The sequence below is a fragment of the Nonomuraea sp. B10E15 genome (assembly GCF_039871615.1).
Classification (GTDB): domain Bacteria; phylum Actinomycetota; class Actinomycetes; order Streptosporangiales; family Streptosporangiaceae; genus Nonomuraea.
The window spans coordinates 1-25,732 of the sequence record NZ_JBDPMB010000040.1; the positions used below are offsets into that span (position 1 = coordinate 1).

Annotated in this window: 33 protein-coding genes, 1 tRNA gene and 1 pseudogene; 17 read left to right on the top strand and 18 right to left on the bottom strand. The window is 70.0% G+C overall.

All coding sequences use genetic code 11. From position 1 onward, the window contains the following. The first annotated feature begins 269 nt into the window (after positions 1-269). The 3 genes and pseudogenes from ABGB14_RS48205 to ABGB14_RS48215 all read left to right on the top strand — a co-directional run bounded on the left by ABGB14_RS48205 (position 270) and on the right by ABGB14_RS48215 (position 1,106). Entirely contained in the window at positions 270-656 is a 387-nt protein-coding gene (locus ABGB14_RS48205; RefSeq protein WP_347650613.1) for an IS5 family transposase, read from the top strand. A 58-nt stretch (positions 657-714) separates the two neighbouring features. Further along, a pseudogene (locus ABGB14_RS48210) lies at positions 715-777 on the top strand (hypothetical protein); the annotation flags it as partial. A gap of 62 nt (positions 778-839) precedes the next feature. After that, on the top strand, positions 840-1,106 hold the full coding sequence (locus ABGB14_RS48215; protein ID WP_347650614.1) for a transposase: 267 nt from the start codon (positions 840-842) through the stop codon (positions 1,104-1,106). Between the two features lie 276 nt (positions 1,107-1,382). On the opposite strand, the gene ABGB14_RS48220 is transcribed toward ABGB14_RS48215, so the two are convergent. The 3 genes from ABGB14_RS48220 to ABGB14_RS48230 form a co-directional block, all read right to left on the bottom strand. After that, positions 1,383-1,458 (bottom strand) — tRNA-Ala (locus tag ABGB14_RS48220). A 15-nt stretch (positions 1,459-1,473) separates the two neighbouring features. Next, the gene (locus ABGB14_RS48225; RefSeq protein WP_347650615.1) at positions 1,474-2,202 is read right to left on the bottom strand and encodes an HAD family hydrolase; all 729 of its coding nucleotides are present in this window, start codon (positions 2,200-2,202) and stop codon (positions 1,474-1,476) included. 15 nt (positions 2,203-2,217) lie between these two features. Then, positions 2,218-2,337, bottom strand: coding sequence for a DLW-39 family protein (locus ABGB14_RS48230; protein WP_020542320.1), 120 nt, complete (start codon positions 2,335-2,337; stop codon positions 2,218-2,220). Positions 2,338-2,840: 503 nt separating this feature from the next. Here ABGB14_RS48230 and ABGB14_RS48235 point away from each other — a divergent pair. After that, positions 2,841-3,053, top strand: a complete 213-nt coding sequence (locus ABGB14_RS48235) for a cation transporter (RefSeq protein ID WP_347650616.1) — start codon at positions 2,841-2,843, stop codon at positions 3,051-3,053. Between the two features lie 46 nt (positions 3,054-3,099). On the opposite strand, the gene ABGB14_RS48240 is transcribed toward ABGB14_RS48235, so the two are convergent. Beyond that, positions 3,100-4,350, bottom strand: a complete 1,251-nt coding sequence (locus ABGB14_RS48240; protein ID WP_347650617.1) for an MFS transporter — start codon at positions 4,348-4,350, stop codon at positions 3,100-3,102. Between the two features lie 67 nt (positions 4,351-4,417). Here ABGB14_RS48240 and ABGB14_RS48245 point away from each other — a divergent pair, with 67 nt between their 5' ends. Next, positions 4,418-5,824, top strand: a complete 1,407-nt coding sequence (locus tag ABGB14_RS48245; protein WP_347650618.1) for a PLP-dependent aminotransferase family protein — start codon at positions 4,418-4,420, stop codon at positions 5,822-5,824. Here the strand turns inward: ABGB14_RS48245 and ABGB14_RS48250 are convergent. Both ABGB14_RS48250 and ABGB14_RS48255 read right to left on the bottom strand, forming a co-directional pair. Next, a complete protein-coding gene (locus ABGB14_RS48250; RefSeq protein WP_347650619.1) occupies positions 5,780-6,298 on the bottom strand; it encodes a universal stress protein in 519 nt (172 codons plus the stop codon). The genes ABGB14_RS48245 and ABGB14_RS48250 overlap by 45 nt on opposite strands. A gap of 116 nt (positions 6,299-6,414) precedes the next feature. Further along, on the bottom strand, positions 6,415-7,128 hold the full coding sequence (locus ABGB14_RS48255) for a hypothetical protein (protein ID WP_347650620.1): 714 nt from the start codon (positions 7,126-7,128) through the stop codon (positions 6,415-6,417). Between the two features lie 77 nt (positions 7,129-7,205). On the opposite strand from ABGB14_RS48255, the gene ABGB14_RS48260 reads away from it, so the two are divergent. The 3 genes from ABGB14_RS48260 (at position 7,206) to ABGB14_RS48270 (ending at position 9,484) form a co-directional block, all read left to right on the top strand. Further along, entirely contained in the window at positions 7,206-7,742 is a 537-nt protein-coding gene (locus tag ABGB14_RS48260; protein WP_347650621.1) for an MFS transporter, read from the top strand. Positions 7,743-7,829: 87 nt separating this feature from the next. Beyond that, positions 7,830-8,357: a copper chaperone PCu(A)C gene (locus tag ABGB14_RS48265; RefSeq protein ID WP_347650622.1), complete on the top strand. Its 528-nt coding sequence runs from the start codon at positions 7,830-7,832 to the stop codon at positions 8,355-8,357. Then, positions 8,354-9,484 (top strand): Dyp-type peroxidase, encoded by a 1,131-nt coding sequence (locus ABGB14_RS48270; RefSeq protein WP_347650623.1) that lies wholly within the window; start codon positions 8,354-8,356, stop codon positions 9,482-9,484. Before ABGB14_RS48265 ends, ABGB14_RS48270 begins: the two co-directional genes overlap by 4 nt. A gap of 12 nt (positions 9,485-9,496) precedes the next feature. Here ABGB14_RS48270 and ABGB14_RS48275 read toward each other — a convergent pair whose 3' ends face one another. After that, positions 9,497-10,825 (bottom strand): aminotransferase class I/II-fold pyridoxal phosphate-dependent enzyme, encoded by a 1,329-nt coding sequence (locus ABGB14_RS48275; protein WP_347650624.1) that lies wholly within the window; start codon positions 10,823-10,825, stop codon positions 9,497-9,499. A 34-nt stretch (positions 10,826-10,859) separates the two neighbouring features. Here ABGB14_RS48275 and ABGB14_RS48280 point away from each other — a divergent pair, with 34 nt between their 5' ends. Together ABGB14_RS48280 and ABGB14_RS48285 are read left to right on the top strand one after the other, a co-directional pair. Continuing rightward, positions 10,860-11,486 (top strand): FMN-binding negative transcriptional regulator, encoded by a 627-nt coding sequence (locus ABGB14_RS48280; RefSeq protein WP_347650625.1) that lies wholly within the window; start codon positions 10,860-10,862, stop codon positions 11,484-11,486. 46 nt (positions 11,487-11,532) lie between these two features. Beyond that, positions 11,533-11,988: a transcriptional regulator gene (locus ABGB14_RS48285; RefSeq protein ID WP_347650626.1), complete on the top strand. Its 456-nt coding sequence runs from the start codon at positions 11,533-11,535 to the stop codon at positions 11,986-11,988. A 180-nt stretch (positions 11,989-12,168) separates the two neighbouring features. Here ABGB14_RS48285 and ABGB14_RS48290 read toward each other — a convergent pair whose 3' ends face one another. From ABGB14_RS48290 to ABGB14_RS48315, 6 genes are all read right to left on the bottom strand, one after another. Then, complete coding sequence (locus ABGB14_RS48290) at positions 12,169-12,534, bottom strand: hypothetical protein (RefSeq protein WP_347650627.1); 366 nt, start codon at positions 12,532-12,534, stop codon at positions 12,169-12,171. A gap of 106 nt (positions 12,535-12,640) precedes the next feature. Then, positions 12,641-12,889: a hypothetical protein gene (locus ABGB14_RS48295; RefSeq protein WP_347650628.1), complete on the bottom strand. Its 249-nt coding sequence runs from the start codon at positions 12,887-12,889 to the stop codon at positions 12,641-12,643. Positions 12,890-12,947: 58 nt separating this feature from the next. Then, complete coding sequence (locus tag ABGB14_RS48300; RefSeq protein ID WP_347650629.1) at positions 12,948-13,241, bottom strand: hypothetical protein; 294 nt, start codon at positions 13,239-13,241, stop codon at positions 12,948-12,950. Positions 13,242-13,427: 186 nt separating this feature from the next. Further along, entirely contained in the window at positions 13,428-14,099 is a 672-nt protein-coding gene (locus tag ABGB14_RS48305; RefSeq protein ID WP_347650630.1) for a class I SAM-dependent methyltransferase, read from the bottom strand. Positions 14,100-14,167: 68 nt separating this feature from the next. Beyond that, positions 14,168-14,851, bottom strand: a complete 684-nt coding sequence (locus ABGB14_RS48310; RefSeq protein ID WP_347650631.1) for a response regulator transcription factor — start codon at positions 14,849-14,851, stop codon at positions 14,168-14,170. After that, positions 14,848-16,041, bottom strand: coding sequence for a histidine kinase (locus tag ABGB14_RS48315; protein WP_347650632.1), 1,194 nt, complete (start codon positions 16,039-16,041; stop codon positions 14,848-14,850). Before ABGB14_RS48315 ends, ABGB14_RS48310 begins: the two co-directional genes overlap by 4 nt. A 650-nt stretch (positions 16,042-16,691) precedes the next feature. Here ABGB14_RS48315 and ABGB14_RS48320 point away from each other — a divergent pair. Then, positions 16,692-18,533 carry a serine hydrolase domain-containing protein gene (locus tag ABGB14_RS48320; protein WP_347650633.1) on the top strand — a complete coding sequence of 614 codons (1,842 nt, stop codon included), beginning with the start codon at positions 16,692-16,694 and terminating at the stop codon, positions 18,531-18,533. A gap of 158 nt (positions 18,534-18,691) precedes the next feature. On the opposite strand, the gene ABGB14_RS48325 is transcribed toward ABGB14_RS48320, so the two are convergent. Then, positions 18,692-19,165, bottom strand: a complete 474-nt coding sequence (locus ABGB14_RS48325) for a MarR family winged helix-turn-helix transcriptional regulator (RefSeq protein WP_347650634.1) — start codon at positions 19,163-19,165, stop codon at positions 18,692-18,694. A gap of 266 nt (positions 19,166-19,431) precedes the next feature. Here ABGB14_RS48325 and ABGB14_RS48330 point away from each other — a divergent pair, with 266 nt between their 5' ends. After that, entirely contained in the window at positions 19,432-20,358 is a 927-nt protein-coding gene (locus ABGB14_RS48330) for an LLM class F420-dependent oxidoreductase (RefSeq protein WP_347650635.1), read from the top strand. 32 nt (positions 20,359-20,390) lie between these two features. After that, complete coding sequence (locus ABGB14_RS48335) at positions 20,391-20,735, top strand: helix-turn-helix domain-containing protein (RefSeq protein ID WP_347650636.1); 345 nt, start codon at positions 20,391-20,393, stop codon at positions 20,733-20,735. Here the strand turns inward: ABGB14_RS48335 and ABGB14_RS48340 are convergent. The 4 genes from ABGB14_RS48340 to ABGB14_RS48355 all read right to left on the bottom strand — a co-directional run bounded on the left by ABGB14_RS48340 (position 20,718) and on the right by ABGB14_RS48355 (position 23,775). Beyond that, positions 20,718-21,341 carry an NAD(P)H-dependent oxidoreductase gene (locus tag ABGB14_RS48340; protein WP_347650637.1) on the bottom strand — a complete coding sequence of 208 codons (624 nt, stop codon included), beginning with the start codon at positions 21,339-21,341 and terminating at the stop codon, positions 20,718-20,720. The genes ABGB14_RS48335 and ABGB14_RS48340 overlap by 18 nt on opposite strands. Further along, complete coding sequence (locus ABGB14_RS48345; protein ID WP_347650638.1) at positions 21,338-22,441, bottom strand: LLM class flavin-dependent oxidoreductase; 1,104 nt, start codon at positions 22,439-22,441, stop codon at positions 21,338-21,340. Before ABGB14_RS48345 ends, ABGB14_RS48340 begins: the two co-directional genes overlap by 4 nt. Before the next feature lie 107 nt (positions 22,442-22,548). Further along, positions 22,549-23,409 carry an enoyl-CoA hydratase gene (locus ABGB14_RS48350; protein ID WP_347650639.1) on the bottom strand — a complete coding sequence of 287 codons (861 nt, stop codon included), beginning with the start codon at positions 23,407-23,409 and terminating at the stop codon, positions 22,549-22,551. A gap of 93 nt (positions 23,410-23,502) precedes the next feature. Next, positions 23,503-23,775: a hypothetical protein gene (locus tag ABGB14_RS48355; RefSeq protein WP_347650640.1), complete on the bottom strand. Its 273-nt coding sequence runs from the start codon at positions 23,773-23,775 to the stop codon at positions 23,503-23,505. Between the two features lie 126 nt (positions 23,776-23,901). Between ABGB14_RS48355 and ABGB14_RS48360 the strand changes: the two genes are divergently transcribed. The 4 genes from ABGB14_RS48360 to ABGB14_RS48375 all read left to right on the top strand — a co-directional run bounded on the left by ABGB14_RS48360 (position 23,902) and on the right by ABGB14_RS48375 (position 25,710). Then, complete coding sequence (locus ABGB14_RS48360) at positions 23,902-24,111, top strand: hypothetical protein (RefSeq protein ID WP_347650641.1); 210 nt, start codon at positions 23,902-23,904, stop codon at positions 24,109-24,111. A 281-nt stretch (positions 24,112-24,392) separates the two neighbouring features. Next, entirely contained in the window at positions 24,393-24,755 is a 363-nt protein-coding gene (locus tag ABGB14_RS48365; RefSeq protein ID WP_347650642.1) for a hypothetical protein, read from the top strand. Positions 24,756-24,952: 197 nt separating this feature from the next. Then, a complete protein-coding gene (locus tag ABGB14_RS48370; protein WP_347650643.1) occupies positions 24,953-25,378 on the top strand; it encodes a DUF5980 family protein in 426 nt (141 codons plus the stop codon). A gap of 104 nt (positions 25,379-25,482) precedes the next feature. Then, positions 25,483-25,710, top strand: a complete 228-nt coding sequence (locus ABGB14_RS48375; protein WP_347650644.1) for a hypothetical protein — start codon at positions 25,483-25,485, stop codon at positions 25,708-25,710. The last annotated feature ends 22 nt before the right edge of the window (positions 25,711-25,732 follow it).

Below are 25,732 nucleotides of genomic sequence, written 5' to 3' on the forward strand. Positions count from 1 at the left end.
GCGGTCATCCGCAGCCGGCTCAAGCAGTTGCAGTACCGCCCCGACCTCCTGGACGCCTTTCTGGCACACACCGGCCTGATCACGAACCCGAGATCGACATGACACCCCGAACTTTCAATCTCTGTAGACTAGTTTGCACAGACGCTGATCTCTTCGCCGGCCAGTGTGGTTATCGCGACAGCCTCGCGAACTCAGAGCGTGTTTGAGAAGATCATTCGTGTTCGGTGTGGCGGCGTGACGAACGGTGTGGATGCCGTCAGGGTGGCCGGATGCCCCCGAATCGCTACCCCTCGGACCTGACCGATGCGCAGTGGGAGCTGATCGAGTCGCTTCTGCCCAAGCCGAACACTGGCGGCCGTCCGGAGAAGCATCCGCGCCGCGAGATTGTCAACGCGATCCTGTACGTGGTGCGCTCGGGCTGCCCGTGGCGGTACCTGCCCACCGACCTGCCGCCCTGGCAGACCGTGTACTGGTACTTCCAGCAGTGGGAACAGGCCGGCGTAACCGAAGCGCTGCTGGCCGAGCTTCGCATCAAGGCGGTCGCGAGGACGAGCCGTCAGCGGGAATCATCGACTCGCAAAGCGTCAAGGGCGCCGACACCGTCGGCCGCGACAGCCGCGGCTACGACGCAGGTAATTATGACGGCCCCGTCATAAAGGTAAGAAGGTCAACGGTCGCAAGCGGTTCATCATCACCGACACCGCCGGCCTGCTCATCACCGTCACAGTGCTGGCGGCCAGTTGGCAGGACCGCGACGGCGCCAAGACCGCCCTGCTGTCGGCGTACCTGACCACCCCGATCCGGTACGTCTTCGCCGACCAGGGCTTCGCCGGTCGCTGGTGGACTGGGCCCGCGACACTCTGCGCACTACCCTGGAAATCGTACGCAAGCCCGCTGACCGGCGCGGCGTCAGCGTCATCTCCCGCCGTTGGGTGGTGGAGCGGACGCTGGCCTGGCTGACCGCATGCCGTCGATTGGCTCGTGACTACAAACGGGACCCGGCTGTCTCCGAGGCGATCATCCGCTGGGCCGCTATCGCCGGCATGGCTCGCCGCCTCACCCGAGGCAGCCCCGCCCAACGCCAATCGCGCTACATCTGCGACTGAAATCCTGCCGCAAACGATCTTCTCAAACACGCTCTGCGCTGGGGCAGAATGCTCCCGACGGAGCTCAGCTCGGCGTACTGCGACTGCTCGCTTACCGTGCTTCACATCATGGCTGTGCCATCGAGTACATGACCATGAGATAGTCGGTGTCTCTTGCAAAGAGGGCGCCCAAGACAGGGTTCTCCACAGGCAGAAGTCACGTGACCACGGTCACGGTAGTCACACAGTTAGTCACTCACCCCCGCCCCGCCCTGATCGGCGAGGGTGAGTTTTCCCTGGTGGAGCCTAGGAGATTCGAACTCCTGACTTCCTGCTTGCAAAGCAGGCGCTCTGCCAACTGAGCTAAGGCCCCTTCGACGAAGATAGCTTACCGGGCCGACGAAGCGACCTGCGTCGTACCCAGGTCGTCGCTCAACACCAGGCTCGGGAAGTCTGCGATCGAGTCGATGAGGTGGGTGGCGCCGCCTTTCAGAAGGCGCTCCCGGCTGTGGACGCCCGTCAGGATGCCGGCCACGATCGATGCTCCGGCTCGCGTGCCGCACAGCATGTCGTTCTCCGAGTCGCCGATCACCGCCACGTGCCGTACGTCCGCCACCCCCGTACGGAGGACCGCGTGCAGCACCATGTCGGGCCAGGGGCGGCCGCGGCCGCCGGCGTCTTCCGGGGAGATGGCCAGGTCGATCTTGTCGTGCCAGCCGAGCACGCTCAGCACGCGGCTCAACGTGACGCGGCTGAAGCCGGTGATCAGGGCTAGTTGGAGGCCGTTGCCACGGAGTTTGTCGAGGACCTCCATGACTCCGGGCACGGGCGTCAGACCTGCCCGCTCGAGCGCGCCTTCGTAGGAGCGTTCGAACGTCAGGTTCGCCGCCTGGGCCTGGGCTTCGTTCCCGGGGAAGATCCCGCGGAAGACATCGATCGTGGGACATCCCCGGGACCGGTGCACGTGAACCATGGCACGCGCGTAAGCCCCGGTCCCGGGCACTATGCCCTGGGTCGCGATCGCCTCGGCAAAGGCGCGCTCGACCATGGCGATGTCACCGGCTGTGGTGCCTGCCAGGTCCAGGCACACCAGCTTGATGGGGACGACGTCACTCATCGCCTCGCCGGTCGGTTAGTTCTCGCTGCCGGTCGCCTCGGTCCAGAGATCAAGCTCTGCGCGGTCGGCCTGCACCTTACGCCAGATCAGCAACCCCCCAAGGGCGATCAGCGCCAGAACGAGCAGCTTCTTCACGGTGTGACCCCACTTCTTCGACGGTCTCACCTGCCGGGGTGAGACCCAACGGTTGACAAGCAGCCTAGCAAGGGATGGCTGCGCTACCTGTGTTGCGGATGTGTGGAATGTGCGATGGACGAGTGTTCGGCCCCAGGTGGGACCCGAATGCTGTCCCATCTCGGACGAACTTCGACCAACCATCTGTCGGCAACCCTCATGGGCAACAGCTCGATCATGCCAAATATCCGGCGCGGATGCGCGAAACGTCCGTGCCGAAAGTCAGCTCGTGCTTGCTGGGAGGAGGCTGGTGAGCCTGATCCTGGTAAATGTGTGCCCTGGAGGAGGGTAACCCGAGGTGAGCGTGCCTGCCAGCCGCTTGGGGGTCGGATTCCGGATTACGGAGGCGCGACACCGCACGGACGGTGTCGGCTCAGAACGAACATGCTCGTGTCCGGTTTCGTCACGATACCACAGGGGGGTATGGTGATCGAAACAGCCGCACACTTCCTGAGGAGATCGTCATGAGCGCTGCCACCTTCACCGTCACCGGCATGACCTGCGACCACTGCGTGAGCTCGGTCAAGGAAGAGGTCAGCGAGGTGGCGGGCGTGACGTCCGTGGAGGTCGACCTGGCGGGTGGCCTGCTGACGGTCGGCAGTGACGGTCCTGTCGACGCGGCCGAGGTCGCCGCGGCGGTGAAGGAAGCCGGTTACGAGATGACCGGGAAGGCCTGACTGGGTCTCCGGGCGGCCGGCACCGCCCATGCGCTCTGCGCCCCCCTCAGACGGGCTGTGGCCTGCGGGCCCAGGCGACGGCCGGCCTCATCGCGGCGCCGGCCGCCGCGAACGCGCCGCCGAGCAACAGCCATCCGAGCGTTCCGCCGCCGAGCACGAGCGTGGTGAGCACGACGGGCCCGAGCATCCTGGCCACCGGCACGCCCGTCCCGAAGAAGCCCTGATACTGGCCCTGCCGGTCCTCGGGGGCGAGCGCGAAGCTGATCTCCCAGGCGCCCGGCGCGAGCAGCAGCTCGGCGAGCACCTGCAGGCCGGTCGCGACGAGCAGGAACACCCATCCGTACGGGCTCAGCGCGAACACCGCGCACGCCGCGAACATCACCAGCCCCGCGTGCCGCACCGACGCGGAGGCGTCGTCGAGGCCTTTCACCCTCCTGGCCACCCGCACCTGGAAGAGCAGCACGCTGCCGGTGTTGATCACGAGCATGACGGAGACGACCCAGGCGGGCGCTGAGGTACGGGTGGCGATCCAGAGGGGCACGACGATGCTGAGCAGCGGCATGTAGAAGAGCATCACCGCGTTGATCAGCGTGACGAGCGCGTACGGCCGGTCCCCGAGCACGGCCATCCGTGGCCCGGTGGGGGCCGGCGCGGGGTGTACGGAGGGCAGCCGGAGCAGCACGGCCGCGGCGGTCACGAAGGCCAGGGCGTCGAGCGCGAACGCCGCGAGGTATGCCTCCGGCGTGTCGACGTGCAGTGCGAGCCCGCCCAGGGCGGCGCCGGCGGCGAGGCCGCCGTTGAGCGTGGCCTGCAGGACGGCACGTACCGCGGTGCGTTGCTCCGGCGGCACGAGCCCGGCCAGCAGCGCCTGGCGGGCGGCGGACAGGCCGGTCTGGGCGGTGCCGTACACGCAGGCGACGAGCACGAAGAGCTCGAAGGAGCGGACGAACATGAACGCGGCGACCGCTGCGGCGGTCGTCAGTGCGAGCAGGACGGCGACGCCGCGCGGACCCCGCCGGTCGGCCAGGTGGCCGAGCGGCAGGCCGGCCACCGCGCCGACCGCCCAGCCCAGCGTGAGGCCGAGGCCGATCTGGGCGGGCGGCAGGCCGACGATCCTGGCGAAGTAGAACGCGGAGGTGACGAGGTAGACGCCGTCGCCGACGGAGTTCGCGAGTTGGGCTCGGGCCAGGTTGCGGCGGGGGTTCACGGCGCCCATCCGGTTCCAGGCGGCGCCGCGGGCGACGAAGGCGTCCGAGCCGGCCACGGCCTGCGTCCCGAGGTCCATTCGTGCGGTCATGCAGCCATCCTGGAGCGCAACTTGTCCCGGGATAAGCTCCAATTTCCGGCAAGATGATTGGGCCAAGATGGACGTTCACATCAGCCTCGGCGGCAGGGGTGACCTGGCCGCGCAGGTCTACCGGCAACTGCTCGACGCCATCCTCGACGGACGGCTCAGGTCGGGCGAGCGGCTGCCGCCGACGAGGCAGCTGGCGCGCAGCCTGGAGATCTCCAGGAACACGGTCGCGCTCGCCTACGACCGCCTGGTCGCCGACGGGTTCCTGGTGGGGCGGGCGGGCGCGGGGACGTTCGTGTCGGCGGAGCCGGTCAGGGGCAGGGCGGCCCCGAAGGGCGTGGTGCGGCCGCGGGCGGTCTGGCGGGAGCTCGAAACCCCGCAGTCCCCGCCGTCCGCACCGTCCGCCCGGTACGACTTCCGCGCCGGCGTGCCGGACGCGCGCCTGTTCCCGATGGAGACGTGGCGCCGGCTGGTGGCGCGCGAGCTGCGGGTGAGCGCCGCGGCGTACGGCGACCCCGCGGGATACGAGCCCCTGCGGGAGGCGATCGCCCGGCACATCGGCCTCAGCCGCTCCGTGCATGCCGGCCCCGGCGACGTGCTCATCACGGGCGGCGCGCAGCAGGCGCTCGACCTCGTCGGCCGGGTCCTGATCGAGCCGGGTGACACGGTGGCCGTCGAGGAGCCCGGCTATCCGCCCGCCCGCCTGCTGTTCCGCTCGCTCGGTGCGCGCGTGGCGGGCGTGCCCGTCGACGCGGAGGGCATCGACGTGCCAGCCATCCCCGGCTCCGCCCGCATCGTGTACGTCACGCCGTCGCACCAGTTCCCCCTGGGCACGCCCATGTCCCTGGCCCGCCGCGCCGCGCTGCTGGCCTGGGCGGAGCGCCGCCGGGCGGTGGTGATCGAGGACGACTACGACAGCGAGTTCCGGTTCGGCGAGCGCCCGCTCGAACCCCTCCAGAGCCTCGACCGGGCGGGCCGCGTCGTCTACGTGGGCTCGTTCTCCAAGACCCTGCTCCCGATGCTCAGGCTCGGCTTCCTGGTGGCGCCCGCCTCGCTCGGGCCTGCGCTGCGCGCGGCCAGGCGGCTGTCGGACTGGCACGGGGAGGTGCCGACGCAGGCGGCGCTGGCGCGCTTCATCGACGAGGGCCTGCTGGCCAGGCACATCAGGAGGGCCACCCGTGAGTACGCCGCCAGGCACGCCCTGGTCGCCGAGGCGCTGGCGGCCGACGACCGCCTGCTTCCGGTGCCGTCCACGGCGGGCCTGCACCTGTGTGCCCGCCTCGCGCCCGGCGTGTCCGTACGCCCCGCGCCGGAGCTGGCGGTGGAGCGGCTGGAGGCGTACTGCGGGGATGCACCGGCCCAGGCCGGGCTGGTGCTGGGCTACGGCGCGATCACGAAGGACGCCATCCCCGAAGGGCTGCGCCTGCTGCGGTCACGGATGTCGGCGGCTCCAGAACCCGCGAACCCGCTCCCCTGACATCTCCGGGTCGTCCGGCGACGTCGGTTGTCGCACGATCACTACGGTGGTGCGGGCGTGTCGCGCGCAGTACATGCTGGTCGAGGGCATGAAGATGCGGCTGAACAGCCCGCGTCTCCCTCGCCCCAGCACCAGCAGATCACCTTCGCGGGCCAGATCCACGAGGTGGTAGCCGGGGTCGCCGACCCGGCCGACCACCGCCGTCGTGAGATCCTCGGGCACTCCGCCCGCGACGTCGTCGAACACGCCGGTGATCACCTCTGAGCAGCGCGCCTCCTCGCCCGCTCTGATGGCGTGCTGCACGGGCAGCGCCTCAGGGAACGGGTGGACGGGCGCGCGGCTGACGTGCACGGCGACCAGGGCCATCCGGTGCAGCCTGGCCGCGCCGATGGCCCAGGCGAGCGCCCAGCGCGATGACGGCGACTCGTCGACCCCGACGATCAGCCTCGCACCGACGGGCAGTTCCTGTTCCACGGTGCCTCCTGTTGAGAAGTACGACCATAGTGCGCCTACCCGTCGATTACCGGGAGGTGGCATTTTGGAACCTTGGCGTCGCCGCGTGGAAAACCAGAGGGAAGCTCCCGGCGCGTTCAGACCAGCTTCAGCAGGCCGCCGTGCAGGGTGTCCCGTTCGTCCGCCGACAGGGTCCGGTACGCCGCCGCGGCCCGCTGGTCGGTGTCCGCCTCGATCCTGGCGCGCAGCGGCCCGTCCGCCAGGGCGACGATCCCGGCCGCGGTCAGGCCCTGCGCCTGCCAGGCCGTGGCGTGGGCGTCGGCGCGGTGGTGGCGCAGCGCGGCGATGCGGTTGAACAGCAGCACCCCCGGCGAGGTCCCCTCCGGTTCGTACGGCGGCGCCGCCACCTCCAGCGCGCCGCCCGGCACGCGCTCGGCCGAGTCGAGCACCCGTCCCGCCAGACCGGCCAGCGCGGGCAGGTCGTGGCCGGCCCAGGCACGTTCGGCCGCGGCGGCGTGCAGGTCGTACAGCCTGTGGATGAACGCGAGCCCTTCGCGCGTCGGCCGGAGCAGGCCGCCGGGGTCCTCGGTCATGGTGCCCTCGCCCAGGTGGTCGTCGAGTTCGCGGAGCGCGGCGTCGCCGTAGCGGTAGAGCGTGGCCAGCTGTGGCCGGGTGAGCGGGCGCAGGGGGAGGGTGAACCGCAGGTCGACCAGCAGGCCGGGGATCACGCCTGACGACTCGGCCAGGTCGGTGACCGATCGGAGTGCCGCGGCGTGCAGGTTGACGTGGGCCGCGTCAATGATCGGGGCGATCGTCGCCGCATATTCCGACAGGTCATGAAATTTCGGCATCAGGTGGATTATGCCGGTGTGTAAGGGGATGGAGGAGTGCCGGACGGACCGGCCTGACCCCATGGAATGCTAAGCGTATGGCCGCGCCGCTCCGCCTCGCCCGCACCACGGTGTTCGCCGTGGTCTGCCTGGGCCTGGGCGTGGCGGCCCACGTGCTCGGCGGCGCCCCCGTGCCGGCTCCGGCCGCTGGGGGCGGGCTGGCGGTGGCGCTCGTGGCCGCGTACGCGCTGGCCGGGCGCGAGCGCTCGACCACGGTGATCCTGCCGCTGCTGGCGGCGCTCCAGGTCGTCATGCACGTGCTGTTCTCGATGTCGCACGCGGCCACGCCCCACCAGATGGCCGGCCACCTCCACTCCGGGCTGGTCCCCGACCTCGGCATGCTGGTCGCCCACGGGTGGGCGGTCGCGATGACCGCGCTGTGGCTGGCCCGAGGCGAGGCCGCGCTCTGGTCGCTGCTGCGACGCCTGGTCGTGCGGCTGCTGGTCATCTGGCTGCCGCCGCTCACGACTCCTTTCTCCACACCCCTGTGGACGGCGGAGCCGCGCGAGCTCCGCCCGGCCGTGCTGCGCCACGTGGTCAGCAGGAGGGGTCCGCCGCGGGTTGTCGCCGCCTGACCTCCGGGTCGCGGCAGGACGGTTTCTTCCCATAGACAACCCCACGCCCGGCAGGGCCTGCTTCGGCCTGCCGGGCGGAGAAAGGCCATGCCCATGTTCTCTCGTCATGCCCTCGTGCTCGCCGCCGCCGTGGTGGCGCTGGCCGGCTGCGGCGGCGGCTCGACCACCGCGTCCGCGCCCGCCGCCACCACCGCCACGACAGCGGCCGCGGCCGCGCCCGCCGGGCTCTCCATCACCGACCCCTGGGTGAAGACCGTCAAGAAGGGGATGACCGCGGCCTTCGGGACGCTGGTCAACAACGGCGACACCGACGTCACCATCGTGTCCGGCGCGTCGCCGCTGTCGCCGACCATCGAGCTGCACGAGGTCGTCGAGTCCGGCGGCAAGATGGTCATGCGGCCCAAGGAGGGCGGGTTCGTGGTGCCCGCGCGCGGCACGCACCAGCTCCACCCCGGCGGCGACCACATCATGCTGATGGGCGTCACGGAAGAGGTGAAGCCCGGGGCGAAGGTGCCGTTCACGCTCCAGGTGAAGGGCGGGCAGCCGCTCGAGTTCAGCGCCGTCGGCAAGGACTTCGCCGGCGGCGAGGAGGACTACCAGCCGGGGCACGAATGATCAGCCGTAGGGGGCTGCTGGCCGGGGGAGCCGCCACCGCGGCGGGCGCCTTCACCCGCCGCGAGACCCCGCCGCCGACCCACGCCGAGCGGGCGAGGGTGGAGCCGTTCCACGGCCCGCACCAGGCGGGCGTGGCGACGGCGCCGCAGGTCCACGCCGTGTTCGTCGGGTTCGACCTGCGCAAGGGCATCCGCGGGGAGGCCGTCGTCCGGTTGCTCCAGCTGCTCACCGACGACGCCGCCCGCCTGACCCAGGGCCGGCCCGCCCTGGCGGACACCGAGCCGGAGCTGGCCGCCGCCCCCGCCGGGCTGACGATCACCTTCGGGTTCGGGGAGGGGCTGTTCGACAGGGCCGGGGTGGATTCGCCGGTCCGCCCGCTGCCCGCGTTCGAGACGGACAAGCTGGACAGGCGGTGGAACGGCGGCGACCTGCTCGTCCAGGTGTGCGCCGACGACGGTCTGACCGTCGCGCACGCCGTACGGATGATCGTGAAGGACGCGCGGTCGTTCACCCGGGTGCGCTGGACCCAGCGCGGGTTCCGTGGCGGGGCCGGCGAGGGGACGCAGCGCAATCTGATGGGTCAGGTCGACGGCACCGTGAACCCCACCGACCTGGACAGAGCCGTCTGGATCGATCAGGGCCCGGCCGGGATGCGCGGCGGCACCACGATGGTGTTGCGCAGGATGCGCATGCACCTGGAGACGTGGGACGCCGCCGACCGCGTGGCCAGGGAGTTCACCATCGGCCGGCGGCTCGACACCGGCGCCCCGCTGACGGGCGGGGCCGAGCGCGACGAGCCCGACTTCGACCGGAAGAACCACCTGGGGTTCCCGGTCATCTCCGAGTACGCCCACATCAGGCGGGCCCACGTGGCGGATCCGGCGCAGCGGATCCTGCGCCGGCCGTACAACTACGACGAGGGTCTGACCGAGGACGGCGAGTCGGACTCCGGGCTGCTGTTCGCCTCCTACCAGGCGGACATCGAGCGGCAGTTCGTGCCGATCCAGCGGCGGCTGGCCGAGGGTGACCTGCTCAACGAGTGGGTCACCGCGATCGGCTCGGCCGTCTTCGCCATCCCGCCGGGGTGCGCGCCCGGCGGCTGGATCGGGGAGGGGCTGCTGGGGTAGCCGGGGAGCGGGTCAGCCGTACCGGCCCGTCGAGGCGGGACGCAGGGCGGCGGCGAGGTCGTCGGCCAGCACGCCGATCTCGTCCTGCCCGAGCGTGGCCGCGGTGAGGCGCAGCGCCGGCGGCGTGGCCACCCGGTTGCGGGCCCCGGGGGCGGCCGCCCAGCCGCGGGCCAGCAGCCGGGTGATCGCCGTGGACTCGTCGGCGACGGGGACCCACACGTTGAGCCCGGTGCGGCCGTGCGCGGTGATGCCGCGCACGGCCAGCGCCTCCACCAGGCCGTCCCGGCGCCGCGCGTAGGCCGCGGCCACCGCCTCGGTGTCGACCGCCTCCGTACGCCAGAGGTGGGCGACGGCGCGCTGCAGCAGGTGGCTGACCCAGCCGGTCGCGAGCCGCTGGCGCCCGCGCAGCCGGTCGAGCGTGGTCGGGTCACCGGTGACCAGGGCGAGGCGGAGGTCGGGGCCGAGGGACTTGGCGGTCGAGCGGACGAGGATCCACCGCCGCGTGACGCCGGCCAGCGGGTGCAGCGGCAGGTCCACGAAGCCCGAGCCGTGGTCGTCCTCGACGAGCAGCACGTCCGGGTGCGCCGCCAGCAGCTCGCGCAGGGCGGCGGCGCGGTCGGCGGAGACGGCGGCGCCGGTCGGGTTCTGCGCGCGGGCCGTGACGACCACGGCGCGGGCCCCCGCCCGCAGGGCCCGGCCGAGCTCGTCCGGCAGCGGCCCGTCGTCATCCAGCCGCATCGGCACGATCCGCAGCCCCATGGCGGTGACCAGGTCGAGCAGGGACGTCCAGCCGGGGTCCTCGACGGCGACCGCGTCACCGGGGCGCAGGTGGGCGGCGAGCACCCGTTCGACGGCGTCGAGGGTGCCGGAGGTGATCGCCAGCGGCGCGGGCGGCAGGCCGTCCGCCTGCAGGCGGGCCCCGGCCAGGGCGAGCAGCTCCTCGTCGTCGTCCGTTCCGTACAGCGCGGGCCGTTCCTCGTGCGCGCGGGCCGCGGCGGCGAGGGCCTCGTGCAGGGCGGGCAGCAGGGCTGGGTCGGGGTTGCCCTGGGACAGGTCGCGCACCCCCGGAGGCACCTCGATGCGGATCTCCTCACGGAACGTGCTGGCCGGGCGCGGCCTGACCCGCGTGCCACGCCGCCCGGCCGTCTCAACGACCCCGCGCTCGCGCAGCAGCCGGTACGCCGCCGCCGCCGTGCCGGGACTGACCCCGGCCGACGCGGCCGCCTCGCGCACGGGTGGCAGCATGCGGCCGGGCGGCAGCCGCCCTTCGGACACGGCGGCCTCGACCCCCGCCGCTATCTCGCTGGCCGACCCACCGGCAATCGTGTATGTTTCTAGCACAAATCTAATTATGTACTAATACAAAGAGGTTCGGGTGCTGATTCATCCGTGGGACGCGGCCCGCGACAGGGAAGAGTGGCAGACCTGGCTCCGTGCGCGGGATTTCGGCCAGCTCGCCGCGAACGGCGTGAACGGCGGCCCGCCGATCCTGGTGCCCACGCACTTCCTGTTCGACGGCGGCAAGGAGGTCGTGCTCCACCTGGCCAGGCCCAACCCGATCTGGCCGGCGATCGAGGCCTGCCCCACGGTGGTGGTGAGCGTGCACGACGACTACGCCTACATCCCCACCGGCTGGCGGGCCGACTCGCCCGAGACCGGCGTGCCGACCAGCTACTACGCGTCGGTGCAGCTCACCTGCGTGGCCGAGATCGTGGACGGCAAGGAGGGCAAGATGGAGATCCTGCGCCGCCAGCTCGCCCACCACCAGCCGGACGGCGACCACGGCGAGACGCGCGCGGACTCGGGGCCGTACCACCGGATGTTGCCGGCCATTCGAGGGCTGCGGCTGGAGGTGGTGGGGGTGCGGGCCAAGTTCAAGTTCGACGACCGCCGGCCGGTGGAACAGCGCGAGCGCATCGCCGCCGAACTCGCCGCGCGTGACCTGCCGCACGACGCGGGCGCCAGGGAGCAGCAGCTCAGGCGGCTGAGCAGGGCGGTATGAGACAGCAGAAAGTACCGATATGACTGCTTAGCGTTACAATGTTCGTATGAGCGAGCAGGATGGTCCCGGCCGTGAGCGGGTCCTCGCCTGGGTCGAGCGGGTGGCGGCGTTCGTCTCCGAGGAGTGGGGACTCGCCCCCATCAGCGGCCGGATCCTGGGCTGGCTCATGGTGTGCGACCCGCCGGAGCAGACCGCGTCCGACATCGCCGGGACCATCGGGGCCAGCCGCGCGTCCCTGACGACCAACCTGCACCTGCTGACGTCCCACAGGCTCATCCGCCGTTTCCGCAAGACCGGCGAGCGCAACGTCTACTACGCGATCGAGGACGACGCCTGGGCCAAGATCGTCCGGCAGAAGCTGGCCGTGTTCGCCGCGTTCGACGAGCTGGCCGCCGAGGGCCTGCGGCTGGGCTGGCGCGACCTGGCCCGGACGGCGCGCATCCGAGCCGCCCGGAAATCCATCGCCGACGCGCTCCACCAGGTCGAAGCAGGGGCGGAGTGAACAACGCTGTGGATAACCAGCCCTCCCTGTGGATAACGCCGTCACCTCGGGAGCCTTGACCCTGCCCGGCGGAGCCGGAGCCGCGGCACGGCCAGTGGTCTCCACGCCGGCGGAGAACCCGTCGCCGAATCCGCCGCACACCCCCTTTGACCTTGCATCATCACCTAATGCGATGATTCGTCACGCTCCGGGTCTGGCGCGTAACAACCTGATATCGCCTCGCCCGAATGGGCTGACAAGGGCTCCGTCCACCGTGCGCCGGCCTGTCCACAACCCTGTGGACAACCAGTCCGTCAGGCACGGGTCACCAGGTCCATCGTTCCCCACGCCTTCAGCGTGATCTGGTGTGGAACCCCGGGCGTTTACGTTCACGGCCGAGAAGCTGACGCAGTAGCCCGTCGAGGGGATGCCCCACTTCACGTAGTGCTGCCGGCCGGAGGTCGCGAACGTGCGCAGATTGGTGCACTTCGCGTCGCCTATCTGCTCCTTCGTCACCCGAACCGTGTAGGAGGTGCCGTTGTCCCGCCAGCCGTCCAGCATCAGCATTTGCCGACGCGGACGCTACCGACCCTGGTGGATCGATCCACCACGCATGAAAAATCTTCGAACCATAGGGCGGGGTACGTGGTGTCCGCCGCGTACCCCGCCACGCTCACATGCCGGCGCGCCCCTGGTAGGGCACGTTGCCCCCGAGCGGGATCACCTTGACGGACGCGCCCGGGCAGGCGGAACAGCCGGCGTGCAACCAGGGCGGCATGCTGATGGCGCCGCGGTGCCGCCAGACGATGAACTCGCCGCCGAAGTCCGCATGGTGCCGGGCTTCGTAGGTGTCCTGCCAGATGGTGTGGCAGTTCTGGCACTGGAATGACCAGGTCTCGACAGATGAATCGGTTTCGCGCACGATGAATCGCCTCCTGGGATCGGCGCGGTCAGACGGGCAGGAAGGTGTTCCCGCCGGCCTAGATGCGCCAGATGCCCAGGTGGGTGAGCCGGTCGACGCCCGTACGCCAGTGCCTGACGAGCCGCGGGCGCGGTGGCTTGAACCGGGCACGCGGAGGCTCGTGATCGCGTCCGGGAAAGGGCAGAGGCGCCAGGACCCCGCCGCCGGCGCACCTGCCGCCCGCCGGTTTTCCGACGTGCCGCTTGAACGCCGAGCGTCGAGGCGGGCACGAGTCGTCCCGCCCGTCACCGTGGTCGACGTGGACGGAGTCTCCGTGGATGACCGAGGCGGCGTGCACAGGCTGCCACGGCATCGGCCACACGCCCACACAAAGGACGACCCCGATCAGAAGGGTCAACCACCGCTTCCGTCCAGGCCGCTCGATCCTTCGTGAGCCGGAGACCACACGTGAACGCTACATTGCCCTATGTCATCGCCTGACTACTTAGAGGTGATATCTCCGTCTATGGTAGGCGTTGGCGAGGTGGCCGAGGCCCTGTCACGAGACGGCCCCGGTCAGCTGCGGGCGGGATGGGCCGGCCCGGTAGACGGAGACGGCATAGGGCCGTGAAGCGTCCCGTTCCACCCGCTCGGCGAGCTTCGTGACCGCCGGGCTTCCCTCGATGAACCCGTGCAGCCGCTCCGCCTCCGGCCACGGGTGCACGAGAACGAGGACACCTCCAGGCGCCAGCAGCGAACGCAGCCGCTCCGAGGCCCTGCGCAGCCTGTCGCCACGCCCGATGTAGTAGAGGGTCTCCGCGCAGAACACCAGGTCGTACCGGTCCCGCTCCTCGTAGCCGAGCAGGTCGGCGTGGACGAACCGGACACGCGCGCCATCCCCGACCGCGCGCTCCCTGGCGCGTCCCAGCGCCCTCTCCGACACGTCGAGCCCCGTGATCCCGGCATCCGGCCAGGCCGTCGCCAGCATCTGCGTGAAGACGCCCTCGGCGCACCCCACCTCCAGGATGCGGGCGTACGTCCCCTCGGGCAGCTGGTCGAGCGTGGCCCGGTATTTACGGCGCTCGTACGAGTCCGTGGCGAGCGACCACGGGTCGGGCCGGCGATGCCACCAGTCGAAATACCGGTGCAGCACCTTCCCCTGAGCCCGCGGGCCGAGAAGGGAGACGGTCCGGAAAAGGGTGCGATGCAGCAGCTCGGGGATTCGGGACACGGGATACGACACCAGACCTTTCGCGGCAGTGATCGTGCCCCGAACCTACGAGCGGCACCGCCGGCATGTCATGGCGCTGCAGGGGGATCGTGGGATCTAGCTCCGCCGTAGGGGGTGACCAGCCCGGTCTGGAACGCGTACACCGCCGCCTGGGTGCGGTCGCGCACCCCGATCTTCGTCAGGATGTTGCTGACGTGGCTCTTCACGGTCTGCTCCGCGATGACGAGACTGCCGGCGATCTCGGTGTTGGACAGGCCGTGCGCGATGAGCGTCAGGATCTCGCTCTCCCGCGGGGTCAGCGGGCCCTGAGCCTCCCCGGTGAACGGCCGTGGCGGGCCCAGCCGGGCGAAGGCACTGATCAACCGGCGGGTGACGGACGGCGCCAGCATGGCGTCCCCGTTCGCGACGATGCGTACGGCGTCGCTCAGCTCCCGCGCCGTGGCCTTCTTCAGCAGGAAGCCGCTGGCGCCGGCGCGCAGCGCCTCGTAGACGTACTCGTCGAGGTCGAAGGTGGTGAGCATCAGCACCTTGGTCCGCCCGGCGAGGCGGCGCGTGGCCTCCAGCCCGTCGGTCCCCGGCATGCGCACGTCCATCAGCACGACGTCGGGCGTCAGCGCGGCGGCCTTGACCAGCACGTCGTCGCCGTCGACGGCCTCGCCCACCACCTCGATGTCAGGCTGGGCGTTGAGCAGCACGGCGAACGCCTCGCGGACCATCGACTGGTCGTCGGCGATCAGCACCCGGATGCTCACCTGGCCTCCGTCCCGCCGAGCGGCAACCGTACCGTCACCTCGTAGCCTCCGTCCGGCCGCGCCCCCACCCGCAGGTCACCGGCCAGCATGGCCACGCGCTCGCGCATGCCGAGCAGGCCGTGCCCGGGTCGGGCGGACGGGGGAGGCGGGTGGGGTGGCGGGTCGTTCTCGACGCGGATGCGAAGATCGCCAGGTTCGTACGCCACCTCGACGCCGACCTGTGCGCCCGGAGCGTGCTGGAGCGCGTTGCTCAGCGCCTCCTGCACGATCCGGTACGCCGACAGCTCCACCCCCGGAGGGAGCGGCCTGCGTTCGCCGTCGACGCGCAGGGTCACCGGCGTGCCGGCCGCCCGCAGCCGGCCCACGAGCTCCCCCAGCCGGTGGAGGGTCGGCTGCGGGCTCGCCTCGTCCGTGCCGTTCCTGAGCAGGTCGAGAATGCGGTGGAGCTCGGTGAGCGCCTCCACCGCGCTCGACCGGATCGTGGCGAAGCTCCTCGCCAGCTCCGGGGGAGGATCGGGCACCCGGTAGGGTGCCGCCTCGGCCTGCACCGCGACGACCGACATGTGGTGGGCCACCACGTCGTGCAGCTCCCGCGCGATCCTGGCGCGCTCTTCCAGAAGGGCGGAGCGGGTCTGCTCCGCCAGCGCCTTCTGGTCCGCCAGGGCCACCCGGCGCAACGCCTCCCGATGACCGCCGAGCGCTCCCACGGTGATCAACACCATGCCCGACAACAACGACATGTCCATCAGGCTCACCAGCGTCTGCTCGCCCGGCAGCCCCGCCCACAGGACGATCCCGGCCGCCAGCGTGCCTAGCCACATCTCGGCCAGCAGCACGTGCCTGGACCCGAACCCCACCAGGCCCAGCACGGACACGTGCGCGACCAGCACGGGCGCGGGCCACACCATCCCGTCCAGCTGGGCATGGGACGTCACCGCCGCCGCCACGGCCGCGACCAGCGACAACCACCACGCCGCCCTGGGCCGGAAGCGGGACACCATCAGCGCGATCGCCGTCGCCAGCCCCAGCGTGCCGGCCGTCACGTTGCGTACGCCGTAGTCGTCGAGCAGCGTGTGCCAGACGATCGCGGCCAGCACCACCCCGAGAGCGCCCACGAGCGGCAGGGTCACCGCCGAGCGGAGCGGCAGGGCGAGCCCCGCGCCTTCCGCGCCTTCCGCGTCGAACGCCAAGACCCACCGCGCACCATGTCTCACCCGGTCACTCACCCGATCTCCCTGCCTCGCGCGTCAGCCCCTCTCCGATCAGTCTGTGTCAAGCGCGTACGCCGTGCCGGATGGAAATCGACCGGCCACGGGGGAATCCATTCGTGAATGTGCTGACTATGCAGATGACAATTCAGGTGTGAAGTTTGTCAATGGACCGCGCGTGGGCAAGGATAGGGCAGAGAACCCATCCAACGAAGGGGCAGCGATGAAACGACGCCCGGTCATGGTGAAGGTGGAAGAGACCCAGCTGCGGGTCGGTGCGGTGACGGCGTCCAACTCCACGGGAAACTGAGGCACGCGGCGTTTCACTGCGAAAACGCGGAAACTCGACAGGAGCGCCGGCTGTTCCCCGCAACGCCGCACGGCGACGAAATTCATCCCCACTTTTGCCACTGTGGAGGCCGGGGCAGCCTGCCTCCTTTCCGGTGCCCGTCGACCCCTACAACGGCCGCGCGGCATCGCCCCGCGTGGCAGGCCGGACCTGAACGGTGGGCGTCGTCATGGGGAAGATCGTGTCCCATCCGGCAGCGCGGGCGCCACGAGATTTCCCCGTGCCCGCCTCCTCCATGCCAGCATTCCCGAGGACAAACGTTGACCTTGAGGAGTGACCCCAGATGGACAGGAGACGTTTTCTCACGCTGGCCGGAGCCGCGGGCGCCGCCGTCGGAGGGCTCGCGGAGCCCGTGCTGGCCGCCGGCTACCCGTCGTTCAACCGGCGGATCCCCGAAGAGGCGCACGTCAAGATGAAGGAGCTGGCCCCCTACCGCATCACCTCATTCGCCTTCACCCCGTCCAACGGCTGGGTCATGGTCACAGCCGACGGCCGCTATTTCGCCCGCGGCATCCCCGACGCCTGCTTCACCGAGCTGAAGAAGCTGGTCACCGCGGGCCGGCGCATCCACTGCGTGGCATTCCCGCCCGAGGGCGGCGACCGGTGGCTGATCACCACGGACAAGGGGGTGTCGGCGCGGAACATCCCGGAGGAGTGCCACCAGCGCATCACCGCCTACTACGCCGCGGGACAGCAGGTGGGGCACGTCGCCTTCCCGCCGTCAGGGGGCAACCGGTGGGTGGTGGTGGCCGCCGGGGACACCTTCGCCCGGGGCATCGACGACGAGTGTTACCAGATGATGCGCAACCTGGAGCAGGGCGGCCGCCGCGTCACCCGGGTCGCGTTCCCGTACACCGGAGGATGGCTGGTCGTCGCGCAGGACGAGTTCCACGGCCGTGACATCGACGGCGAGTGCCGCACCGAGCTGAAGGACATGATCGCCGCCGGCTGGGAGGTGCACAACGTGGCCTTCTCGCCGGCGAACGACGGCTGGTCGCTGTGCTCGCGCGGCACGCTGCCCGCCCTGCCGGCCGACCCGGTGCGCAAGGTGGAGAACGCGGTGGGCGGCGCCGACATCTGGCGGCGTATGAGCACCTACAAGACGCCCGGCGTGGCCGTCGCGGTGGTCACCGGCAACCGCATCGCCTGGTCCACCGGCTACGGCCGGCTGGAGGCCGGCGGCGCGGCGGCCGTACATCCCGAAAGCGCCTTCCAGGCCGCATCGATCAGCAAGGCCGTCGCCGCGGTCGGCGTGCTGCGCCTCATGCAGACGCTCGGCAAGCCGCTGACCGACGACATCCGCCCCTACCTCGGCTGGACGCTGCCACGCCGCGACTGCGTCACCCTCAAGGCGACGCCGACGATCGAGCGCGTGCTCACCCATCGCGCCGGCATCGCCGGGCGCGGCTCCACCTACCCGCTCGACGCCTGCTCCGGCTTCTCCTCCGGGGGCGGCGGCTTCCCCGGGTACGGCCCCGGCGTCACCGTGCCGTCCTTGCTGCAGGTCATGAACGGCCAGGGCAACACCCCCGAGATCGAGCTCACCACCGATCCCGGCACCGGATACCACTACTCCGGAGCCGGCTTCGTCCTGCTGCAGCGGATGATCGAGGAAGAGACCGGACAGTCCCTGACGCAGTACATGGACCAGCAGGTGTTCACCCCGCTCGGCATGAGGACCAGCTCGTACGCGCTGGAGCCCGGCTTCGAGCGGGCCGCGGGCCACACCACCACGGGCGCGGTCATTCCCGGCAAGCGCAACCGCTACCCCGAGTCGGCCGCCGCCGGCCTCTACACCACCGTGCAGGACCTGTGCCGGCTCGTGTGCTACCTCAACAAGGCCTGGACCGCCTCCGGCGACGTGGCCGGCCCGCTCAACCGGGCGTCCGTGCGCAGCCTGCTCAGCCCCGGTCCGCAGAGCGGCATGGGCCGCGGCCTGTTCGTCTCCGGCGTCGGGACCAAGAACTTCGCCTACACCCATGACGGCTCCAACTACGGCTTCAAGTCGGTGTTCAAGGGCTATCCGGAGCTGGGGGCGGGCTACGCGATCCTCGCCAACGGCGACGACTTCGGCCTGGTGAACGAGATCGCCGCCGCCGTCAGATCCGTCTACGGGTGGTCCTGACCGAGACGGACGGCAGCCGACGCGGGGACCGCTAACTCCCCTCGGCTTTGACGGGTTGGAGGTCCGGCTACCGGGAGGCGGCAAGGGCCTTTTCCTTCATTCTTGACACGTTCGAATCGACTCAGACGCGCGGGATCTCGGAGGAGTTGTGGGCCCGTTCATCCGGCCGATCGGGCGACGCGTGACCGTAGTCGGTGGAAGATCTCGCTGAGCTGGGTCACCTCGTCGGCGGTGAGCGCGTCGAAGACCAGGTGTCGTACGGCGCGTACGTGCGCGGGCGCGGCGCGCTCGATGGCCGCTCGTCCTGTCTCGGTGATGCGGACGAAGGCGCCGCGGCCGTCCTCGGGGCAGCCCTGGCGGGACACCAGGTCCCGCTTCTCCATCCGGGCGACGTGGTGGGAGACCCTGCTGCGTTCCCACTGCAATTCCGTGGCCAGGTCGGAGATCCGGCTGCGTCCGTCTGCGGAGTCGGTCAGCACGACGAGCACCTGGTAGTCGGGGTTGGACAGGCCGGAGTCGGTCTGCATGTCGCGGTTGAGCGTCGCCAGCAGTTCGGCGTTGAGGTGCATCCATTCGCGCCACATGTGCTGCTCGCCGTCGTTCAGCCACGGAATGTCGTTCGTCACAGCCACAGGGGACAGCGTAGCAGGGAAGGTGATACATCATGTATGGTCCATGTCATATAGGTGATGCATCACGACTTGAAAGTGGCACTTATCACCGGGGCGAGCAGCGGCATCGGGCACGCCACCGCGCTACGGCTCGCCCCTCCGCCGACGCGATCGCGGCCGCCGTCGCCTACGCCATCGAGCAACCACCCGACGTAGACGTCAACGAAGTCGTCCCCTCCCGACCAGATAGCGATAGCGCACAGAACCACGTGAGGAACTGACAGATCATGGCAACCGCACTCGGACTTGGCCTGCCTCAGAACCGCCAGTACGCCGGCAAGGACGTGCCCGACGTGGCTCGCACCGCCGAGCAGATCGGATACCAGAGCCTGTGGGCCTACGAACGCACCCTCTTCCCCGAACCCGCCACGCAGGGCCTGTTCGGCATTCCCGGCCTGGCCTGGCCCGACTACTACCGCTCCGTGGCCGAACCCCTGATCACGCTGTCCCTGGCGGCCGCGGTCACCGAACGGGTACGGCTGGGCACGTCCGTGCTGGTGGCGCCGCTGCACCCGCCGTTCCAACTCGCCAAGTCCCTCGCCACGCTGGACGCGGCGAGCGGCGGCCGCGTGGTCGCGGGCTTCGGCTCGGGCTGGTCGCTCGACGAGTACGCAGCCGCGGGCGTCCGGCCCTTTGAAGAGCGCGGCAAGGCGTTGGACGAGGTGATCAACGTCTGCCGGGCGGTGTGGGGCCGCGACCCGGTGACGTACGACGGCGAGACCACCCGGATCGCGTCCGCCGTGGTTGGTCCCAAGCCCGCCCGGCCGGTCCCGATCCTGCTGGCCGGCGGCAACAAGCAGGCCCAGCGCCGCCTCGTCGACCACGCCGACGGCTGGCTCCCCCTGGCCATGGGTGTTGAGCAGACCGCTGCCCAGTGGCGCGACCTGCGGGAATTGGCGGCTGAGCGTGGACGCACCAAGCCGATCCAGACGGTGCTGCGGGCGAATGCCGACTACACGCCCAAGCCGTACGAGGGCCCCGACCGTGCCCTCTTCCAGGGCAACACCGAGCAGATCGTCGAAGACCTGGCCGCGCACGCCGGGATCGGCTTCGAGGAGATCCTCATCGACCTTCAGGTGGGTCCGCGCGACGCCCAGGAGTTCAAGGACGTCGCCGCCGAGGTGTACGAGAAGGCGCGAGCAACCGGGATCTGAACCACGGCAGAAGCCCTCCAACGACTCGGGTCATGGCAAGGACCCGGGAGTTCGACACCGAGGCGGCGGTGAGCCGCGCGATGGAGCTGTTCTGGACACGCGGCTACGAGGCGACCACCGTGCGCGATCTGACCCAGCTCCTGGGGCTCGGGCAGGGGTCCTTGTACGCGGCCTTCGGCGACAGGGACGGCCTCTACGGGCCGCGCCTGAAGCACTACCGCGCCGCCTGCGAGCGCCTGCCGGAGGACCCGCCGACCGCACCCGCCGACAGCCGCCCACGTTGCCGCGCTGATCTGGGACGTCCGGCGCCTGACCGCCGAACAGGTACGTGTGGCGAGAGGGCGTCCGTCTGCGTGTGGTCAGCCCCTGGTCTGTGAGGTGCTGAGCAGGTCGAGCACGTCGGTGATCGCCATCTCGATGCGTCCGTAGACGCGAGGGTTGAGCAGAGTGGTGCCGTCGAAGTCGCCCGACGAAGCGAAGACGGCCACCGGGACGGTCATCGCCTGGAAGAACCCGAACAGGGGTCGCAGTGCGTGTTCCAGGACGAGTGCGTGGTGGTCGCCGCCGCCGGTGGCGGCCAGGAAGACCAGCTTGTTCGCGAGCGCGTACTGGTCGATCAGGTCGAAGAAGTGCTTGAACAGGCCGGTGTACGAACCGCGGAACACCGGGGTGGCCGCGATCAGCAGGTCGGCCTCCTCGGCCTGGCGGAGTACGGCCTCGACCTCCGGTGCGATCTGGTCTCGTTCGACGGCTCCGGTGAACGCGGGGCCGAGCCGGTAGACGTCTATCCGGGTCTGGTGGACCGCGGCGCCCGTGGGGGCGAGCGTGCTGCTCAGGCTTTGGAGGACGACGTCGACCAGGCCCATGGTCTTGGACTTCTCGCTCGGGCTGCCGTTGACGACCACGACGCGCAGCGTGCGGTCAGGTGTGCCGTCGGCGGGGGTGACGTTGACGATGACGGGTGCGTCGGGTACGGCGGTCACGCCACCTTCTCCTTTCTTGCGGCGACCTCGCGGCGCACCACGGGAGCCACCTCGGTGCCGAGGAGTTCGATGGCGTCGAGCACGTCCTTCTGCGGCATGCCGCCGAAGCCCATCTGGATGAGGGCGCGGTCCAGGCCGTAGATCTCGTGGTAGGTGAGCAGCTTGTCGATCACCTCTTGCGGGCTCCCGACGACGAGGCCGGCGTTCGGAGCGGTCTGGGCGTCGAACGCAGCCCGGGGCATCCTGAACCCACTGCCGCGCTGGTGGTTGTTGTCCATCATGCCCTGGGCGAAGTACGGGTACATGATGTCGCGTGCGAGTTGGCTGGTGCGGCCGACATGCCCGTGCAGGTTGATGCTGGTGCGCAGTGTAGAAGGGTCGTGCCCGGCCTGCTGGGCGGCGGCGCGGTACATCTCGATCGTCTGCTCGTGGAACGTGATGGGCCCGAGCAAAAGGGCCATGGCCATGGGCAGCCCGAGGCGGCCGGTGCTGATCGCGGACGCCAGGGTGCCGCCCACGCCCACCCATATCGGCAGCTCGTCCTGGAGCGCGCGTGGGCCGATGTCGGCGTTGTCCAGCGCCGGGCGGAACCGCCCGTTCCAGGTGATGGGGTTCTGGGCGCGGATCTTGAGCAGGAGGTCGAGCTTCTCGCGGAACAAGTCGGCGTAGTCGGTCAGGGCATAGCCGAACAGAGGGAACGACTCCGTGTACGAGCCGCGGCCGGCGATGATCTCTGCCCGGCCGCCGGAGAACTGGTCGAGCGTGGCGAACTGCTCCCACACGCGGACCGGGTCCTCGGAGCTGAGTACTGTGACCGAGCTGGTCAGGCGGATCTTCTCGGTCGCCTCGGCGGCTGCGGCCAGGACCATCGGCGGGGCCGAGCCGACGAAGTCGGTGCGGTGGTGCTCCCCGACAGCGAACAGATCGAGGCCGACCTGGTCGGCGAGCCGGGCCTGCTCGATGGTCTCCCGCGCCCGCTGGTGCGGTGACGGGAGCGCGCCGGTGTGCGGGTCCTCGGTGATCTCGACGAACGTCATGAAGCCGATGTCGAACGGGGACGGCTGCGCCTCGGTCGCAGCGTTGCTGGCAGCGATACTCATGTTGGTTCCTTCTGGTGCGTCGTGGGTGCGCGAGGGCCGACTCGTCGTGGGTGATGGAAGGCCCTCGCGCGATGGCGGCTGTGCAGGCAGGCTTATGGCGCCTGCTGTCACACGTCGGTGTCGGGCAGTCCCCAGAGCTCGCGCGTCAGTCCGAACCCGGCGGGGTCGATGTAGGCGCCGTTGTGCTTGATGCGGCTGTGCGCGTGCCCGAGCGTGTGGAGGTGGAACGCTGCCTGCACCGCGTTCCACTGGCCTTGGATGTCCAGGGTCTGGTTCACCGCCTTCTTCGCCATCTTCAGCCCCACGGTCGGGCGGGTCGCGATCCGCCGCGCGAGCTCCAGCGCGGCCGTTTCCAGCTCCGCGCGCGGGACGACCCGACTGACCATGCCGAGGTCCTTCGCCTCGGACGCGGTGATGACGTCACCGGTGAACAGCAGCTCCTTCGCCTTCCGGGCGCCGAACTCCCACGGGTGCATGAACAGCTCGACCTGGCCGATGCCGAACGCCGTGACCGGGTCGGCGAAGCGCGTGTCCTCGCTGGCCACAATCAGGTCGGCAGGCCACATGATCATCATGCCGCCGGCCAGGACCCGTCCCTGCACAGCGGCGATCACGGGCTTGGGGAAGTTGCGCCAGCGCCAATGCAGTTGGATGAACACCTCGTTCTCCCAGGCCATGTCACCCTCGACACCGCCGAGGCCGAGACCGCCCTCCAACGTCACCTGGTCCATCCCGTCGGTGCTGAACAGGGCCTCTACGTCGTGCCCGATCGAGAAGTCGTCCCCTTCTGCCGCGAGCACGAGCACGGAGATCGAGTCGTCGGCCGCGGCACGTCGGTAGGCGGCGTCGAGCTGGTAGAGCAGGTGGACGTCCTGCAGGTTGCCCTGCTCGGACCGGGTGAGCGTCGCGCGGGCGACACGCTCGACGGGCACGTCGTAGGTCACGCGCTCACCGAGCTTCACTGACACGGGAAGTCCATTCGTCGTCATGTCGGTCCTCTTCTCTCATGGGTGATGCTTCTCGGTGGCCATGCTGGTCAGCGGTCGCCGCCAGCGGCTGCGTCATACGAGCCGGCGCGCCTCGTCCTCGGTGAGGGTTCTGCCGAGGGTGACCTCGCGGGGGTCGCCGAAGATTTCCAGGCGGATGGACTGGCCGATGCCGCCGATGCGGACCGGTGCGTACCCGGCCGCGCGGATCATGCGGGCGACGGCGGCGTCGGCGATCGCAGCGATGGTCGGGGCCGAGGAGGTGGCCACGCGGCCTGTCTCGATCTTCCGGAGGGTCTCTGGTGAGACGCCCGCGGCGCGCGCGGTCGTCGTCGGGGTGCTGCTCACGTCGGTACTCCTCACGTCAGACCACGTCACAATATGCGTGATGCGTCACCTATATGACATGGACCATACATGATGTGTCACCTTCCCTGCTACGCTGTCCCCTGTGGCTGTGACGAACGACATTCCGTGGCTGAACGACGGCGCAGCCGGGTCTCCCACCACGTCGCCCGGATGGAGAAGCGGGACCTGGTGTCCCGCCAGGGCTGCCCCGAGGACGGCCGCGGCGCCTTCGTCCGCATCACCGAGACAGGACGAGCGACCATCGAGCGCGCCGCGCCCGCGCACGTACGTGCCGTACGACAGGTCCACAACTCCTCCGAGATCCCGCGCGTCTGAGTGGCCATGGGCTCAACCACTGAGCTCACAAGATGGAGTCGCTGCAGACGCCGCCATCAGCTTCATCGTGGGCGTCGCAACGCGCCCGGAGAGTCGCGATGATCAGTGCAAACCGAGAGATCTCCGAGGGGCACAGCCCGGCGGAGTGGCGGCTGGCACCCGCAGCAGGCCGCCATGGGTGTGGCGTTCGGGCTGCGCGCCGGCGATCCACCGAATCGGTTCCTGGTCGGGCTGGCCACGCTCAGCCTGCTGGCCGAGGTCGCCGAGGAACGACAGCTGCTGTGCCGGGTGACGACGCGCAGTGGCTGGACGCGGCCTCCGCGCAGACTCTCGCGTTCGTGGCGCGGCAGCTGCAGGCCGAGCGGATGGTGCTGGTGTTCACACTGCGCGACCCCGGCCCCGACCCGAGCGGCACCGACGTGTACGTCGGCCTTCCGGAGCTGCACTTGGAAGGGCACGCCCCGAGGCGGCAATGTCACCTCGCCGAGCTTCTCCCCACTCAAGGTCAAGGCGGTGCGAAGGAGTCAGCGCTCAAGGTCATCTCGCCTCTGGCGAGGGGCAGGAGTAGGTCCGTCAGACCTCCGCCAGAGGCGGTTGCTTGGGTGAAGGTGCGTTACCGGTCCACGGGAGCGCTGCGGATCTGAGGCCCGCCCCAACCGGCGATGACGGAGTTCATCACCGACACACCTGCCGGACCGACGCCGCTACCAGACGATCACGACGGCTCGACGCAGCCGCCCTGCACCAGACGGAAGGCGTCAAGGGCCTTTTCCTTGATCCTTGACTAGTTTAATTTTGAACAGGCAAGGACGTCCGAAGCAGAGACACCATGGAGGCAGCCGTGCGAACGATCAAGCGAACCGCCAGGCTGGCGCTCGGCGCGACGGCCGGCGCGGCACTCGCACTGTCCAGCACCACCCCGGCCCAGGCGAGCACATGGGAACTGAAGCACTCCCACCAGAAGATATGTGTGCAAGCCAACTACAGCCACCGCACCTACCTCATTGCCGCGGTCGTCGGAAGCTGGTCCACGACCATCCACATGGGGATGAAGAACCTGCCCCCCGGCTCGACCGACGAGAGCGCGCCGATCCCACCCGGATCCAACTACACCGACCCGGAGGACGGATCCACCACGATCAACGGCTGGATCGGGCTGACGTTCCCGCCGCTACCGGCCGGGACGTACGAGTCGCGGTTAACCGCCTCGGACGGCACGCGGACCGAGTCCAACCCCGTCACCATCAACGTCAAGGCCTGGTGCTAGGCATGATCGACGCCACGTGATCCCTGGCGGAGCAGGCGGGAGTGTCCGGAACCGGCACGCGAGCCACGAACCGGACACTCCCGACCGCCCGCGATGATAGAGGCATGGCAGACGACAGAACCCGGTGGGACCTGCATGTGGAGATGTACGCCACCGAGGAGCAGGCGCGGGAGATCAAGGAGCAGGTGCAGCGCCTGCTGTGCCCCGACCCCGGCCATCGTCCGCCGTGTGCGATCCCCTGGTCCACCAGCCTCTACGAAGCCGAGGGCGAGGACACGGCCGGCCTGGAAGAGCAGTACCTGATCGAGCACGGCGACGACTCCCGCAGCTGAAACAGCCCACGCGGCCGGGGAA

What these genes read in the sequence shown, in the direction of transcription:
- ABGB14_RS48205 (WP_347650613.1), top strand. Translation starts at nt 270, where the DNA reads ATGCCCCCGAATCGCTACCCCTCGGACCTGACCGATGCGCAGTGGGAG.
- ABGB14_RS48225 (WP_347650615.1), bottom strand. Translation starts at nt 2,202, where the DNA reads ATGAGTGACGTCGTCCCCATCAAGCTGGTGTGCCTGGACCTGGCAGGC.
- ABGB14_RS48235 (WP_347650616.1), top strand. Translation starts at nt 2,841, where the DNA reads ATGAGCGCTGCCACCTTCACCGTCACCGGCATGACCTGCGACCACTGC.
- ABGB14_RS48240 (WP_347650617.1), bottom strand. Translation starts at nt 4,350, where the DNA reads ATGACCGCACGAATGGACCTCGGGACGCAGGCCGTGGCCGGCTCGGAC.
- ABGB14_RS48245 (WP_347650618.1), top strand. Translation starts at nt 4,418, where the DNA reads ATGGACGTTCACATCAGCCTCGGCGGCAGGGGTGACCTGGCCGCGCAG.
- ABGB14_RS48255 (WP_347650620.1), bottom strand. Translation starts at nt 7,128, where the DNA reads ATGCCGAAATTTCATGACCTGTCGGAATATGCGGCGACGATCGCCCCG.
- ABGB14_RS48260 (WP_347650621.1), top strand. Translation starts at nt 7,206, where the DNA reads ATGGCCGCGCCGCTCCGCCTCGCCCGCACCACGGTGTTCGCCGTGGTC.
- ABGB14_RS48265 (WP_347650622.1), top strand. Translation starts at nt 7,830, where the DNA reads ATGCCCATGTTCTCTCGTCATGCCCTCGTGCTCGCCGCCGCCGTGGTG.
- ABGB14_RS48270 (WP_347650623.1), top strand. Translation starts at nt 8,354, where the DNA reads ATGATCAGCCGTAGGGGGCTGCTGGCCGGGGGAGCCGCCACCGCGGCG.
- ABGB14_RS48285 (WP_347650626.1), top strand. Translation starts at nt 11,533, where the DNA reads ATGAGCGAGCAGGATGGTCCCGGCCGTGAGCGGGTCCTCGCCTGGGTC.
- ABGB14_RS48290 (WP_347650627.1), bottom strand. Translation starts at nt 12,534, where the DNA reads ATGCTGATGCTGGACGGCTGGCGGGACAACGGCACCTCCTACACGGTT.
- ABGB14_RS48300 (WP_347650629.1), bottom strand. Translation starts at nt 13,241, where the DNA reads ATGCCGTGGCAGCCTGTGCACGCCGCCTCGGTCATCCACGGAGACTCC.
- ABGB14_RS48320 (WP_347650633.1), top strand. Translation starts at nt 16,692, where the DNA reads ATGGACAGGAGACGTTTTCTCACGCTGGCCGGAGCCGCGGGCGCCGCC.
- ABGB14_RS48330 (WP_347650635.1), top strand. Translation starts at nt 19,432, where the DNA reads ATGGCAACCGCACTCGGACTTGGCCTGCCTCAGAACCGCCAGTACGCC.
- ABGB14_RS48335 (WP_347650636.1), top strand. Translation starts at nt 20,391, where the DNA reads ATGGCAAGGACCCGGGAGTTCGACACCGAGGCGGCGGTGAGCCGCGCG.
- ABGB14_RS48345 (WP_347650638.1), bottom strand. Translation starts at nt 22,441, where the DNA reads ATGAGTATCGCTGCCAGCAACGCTGCGACCGAGGCGCAGCCGTCCCCG.
- ABGB14_RS48375 (WP_347650644.1), top strand. Translation starts at nt 25,483, where the DNA reads ATGGCAGACGACAGAACCCGGTGGGACCTGCATGTGGAGATGTACGCC.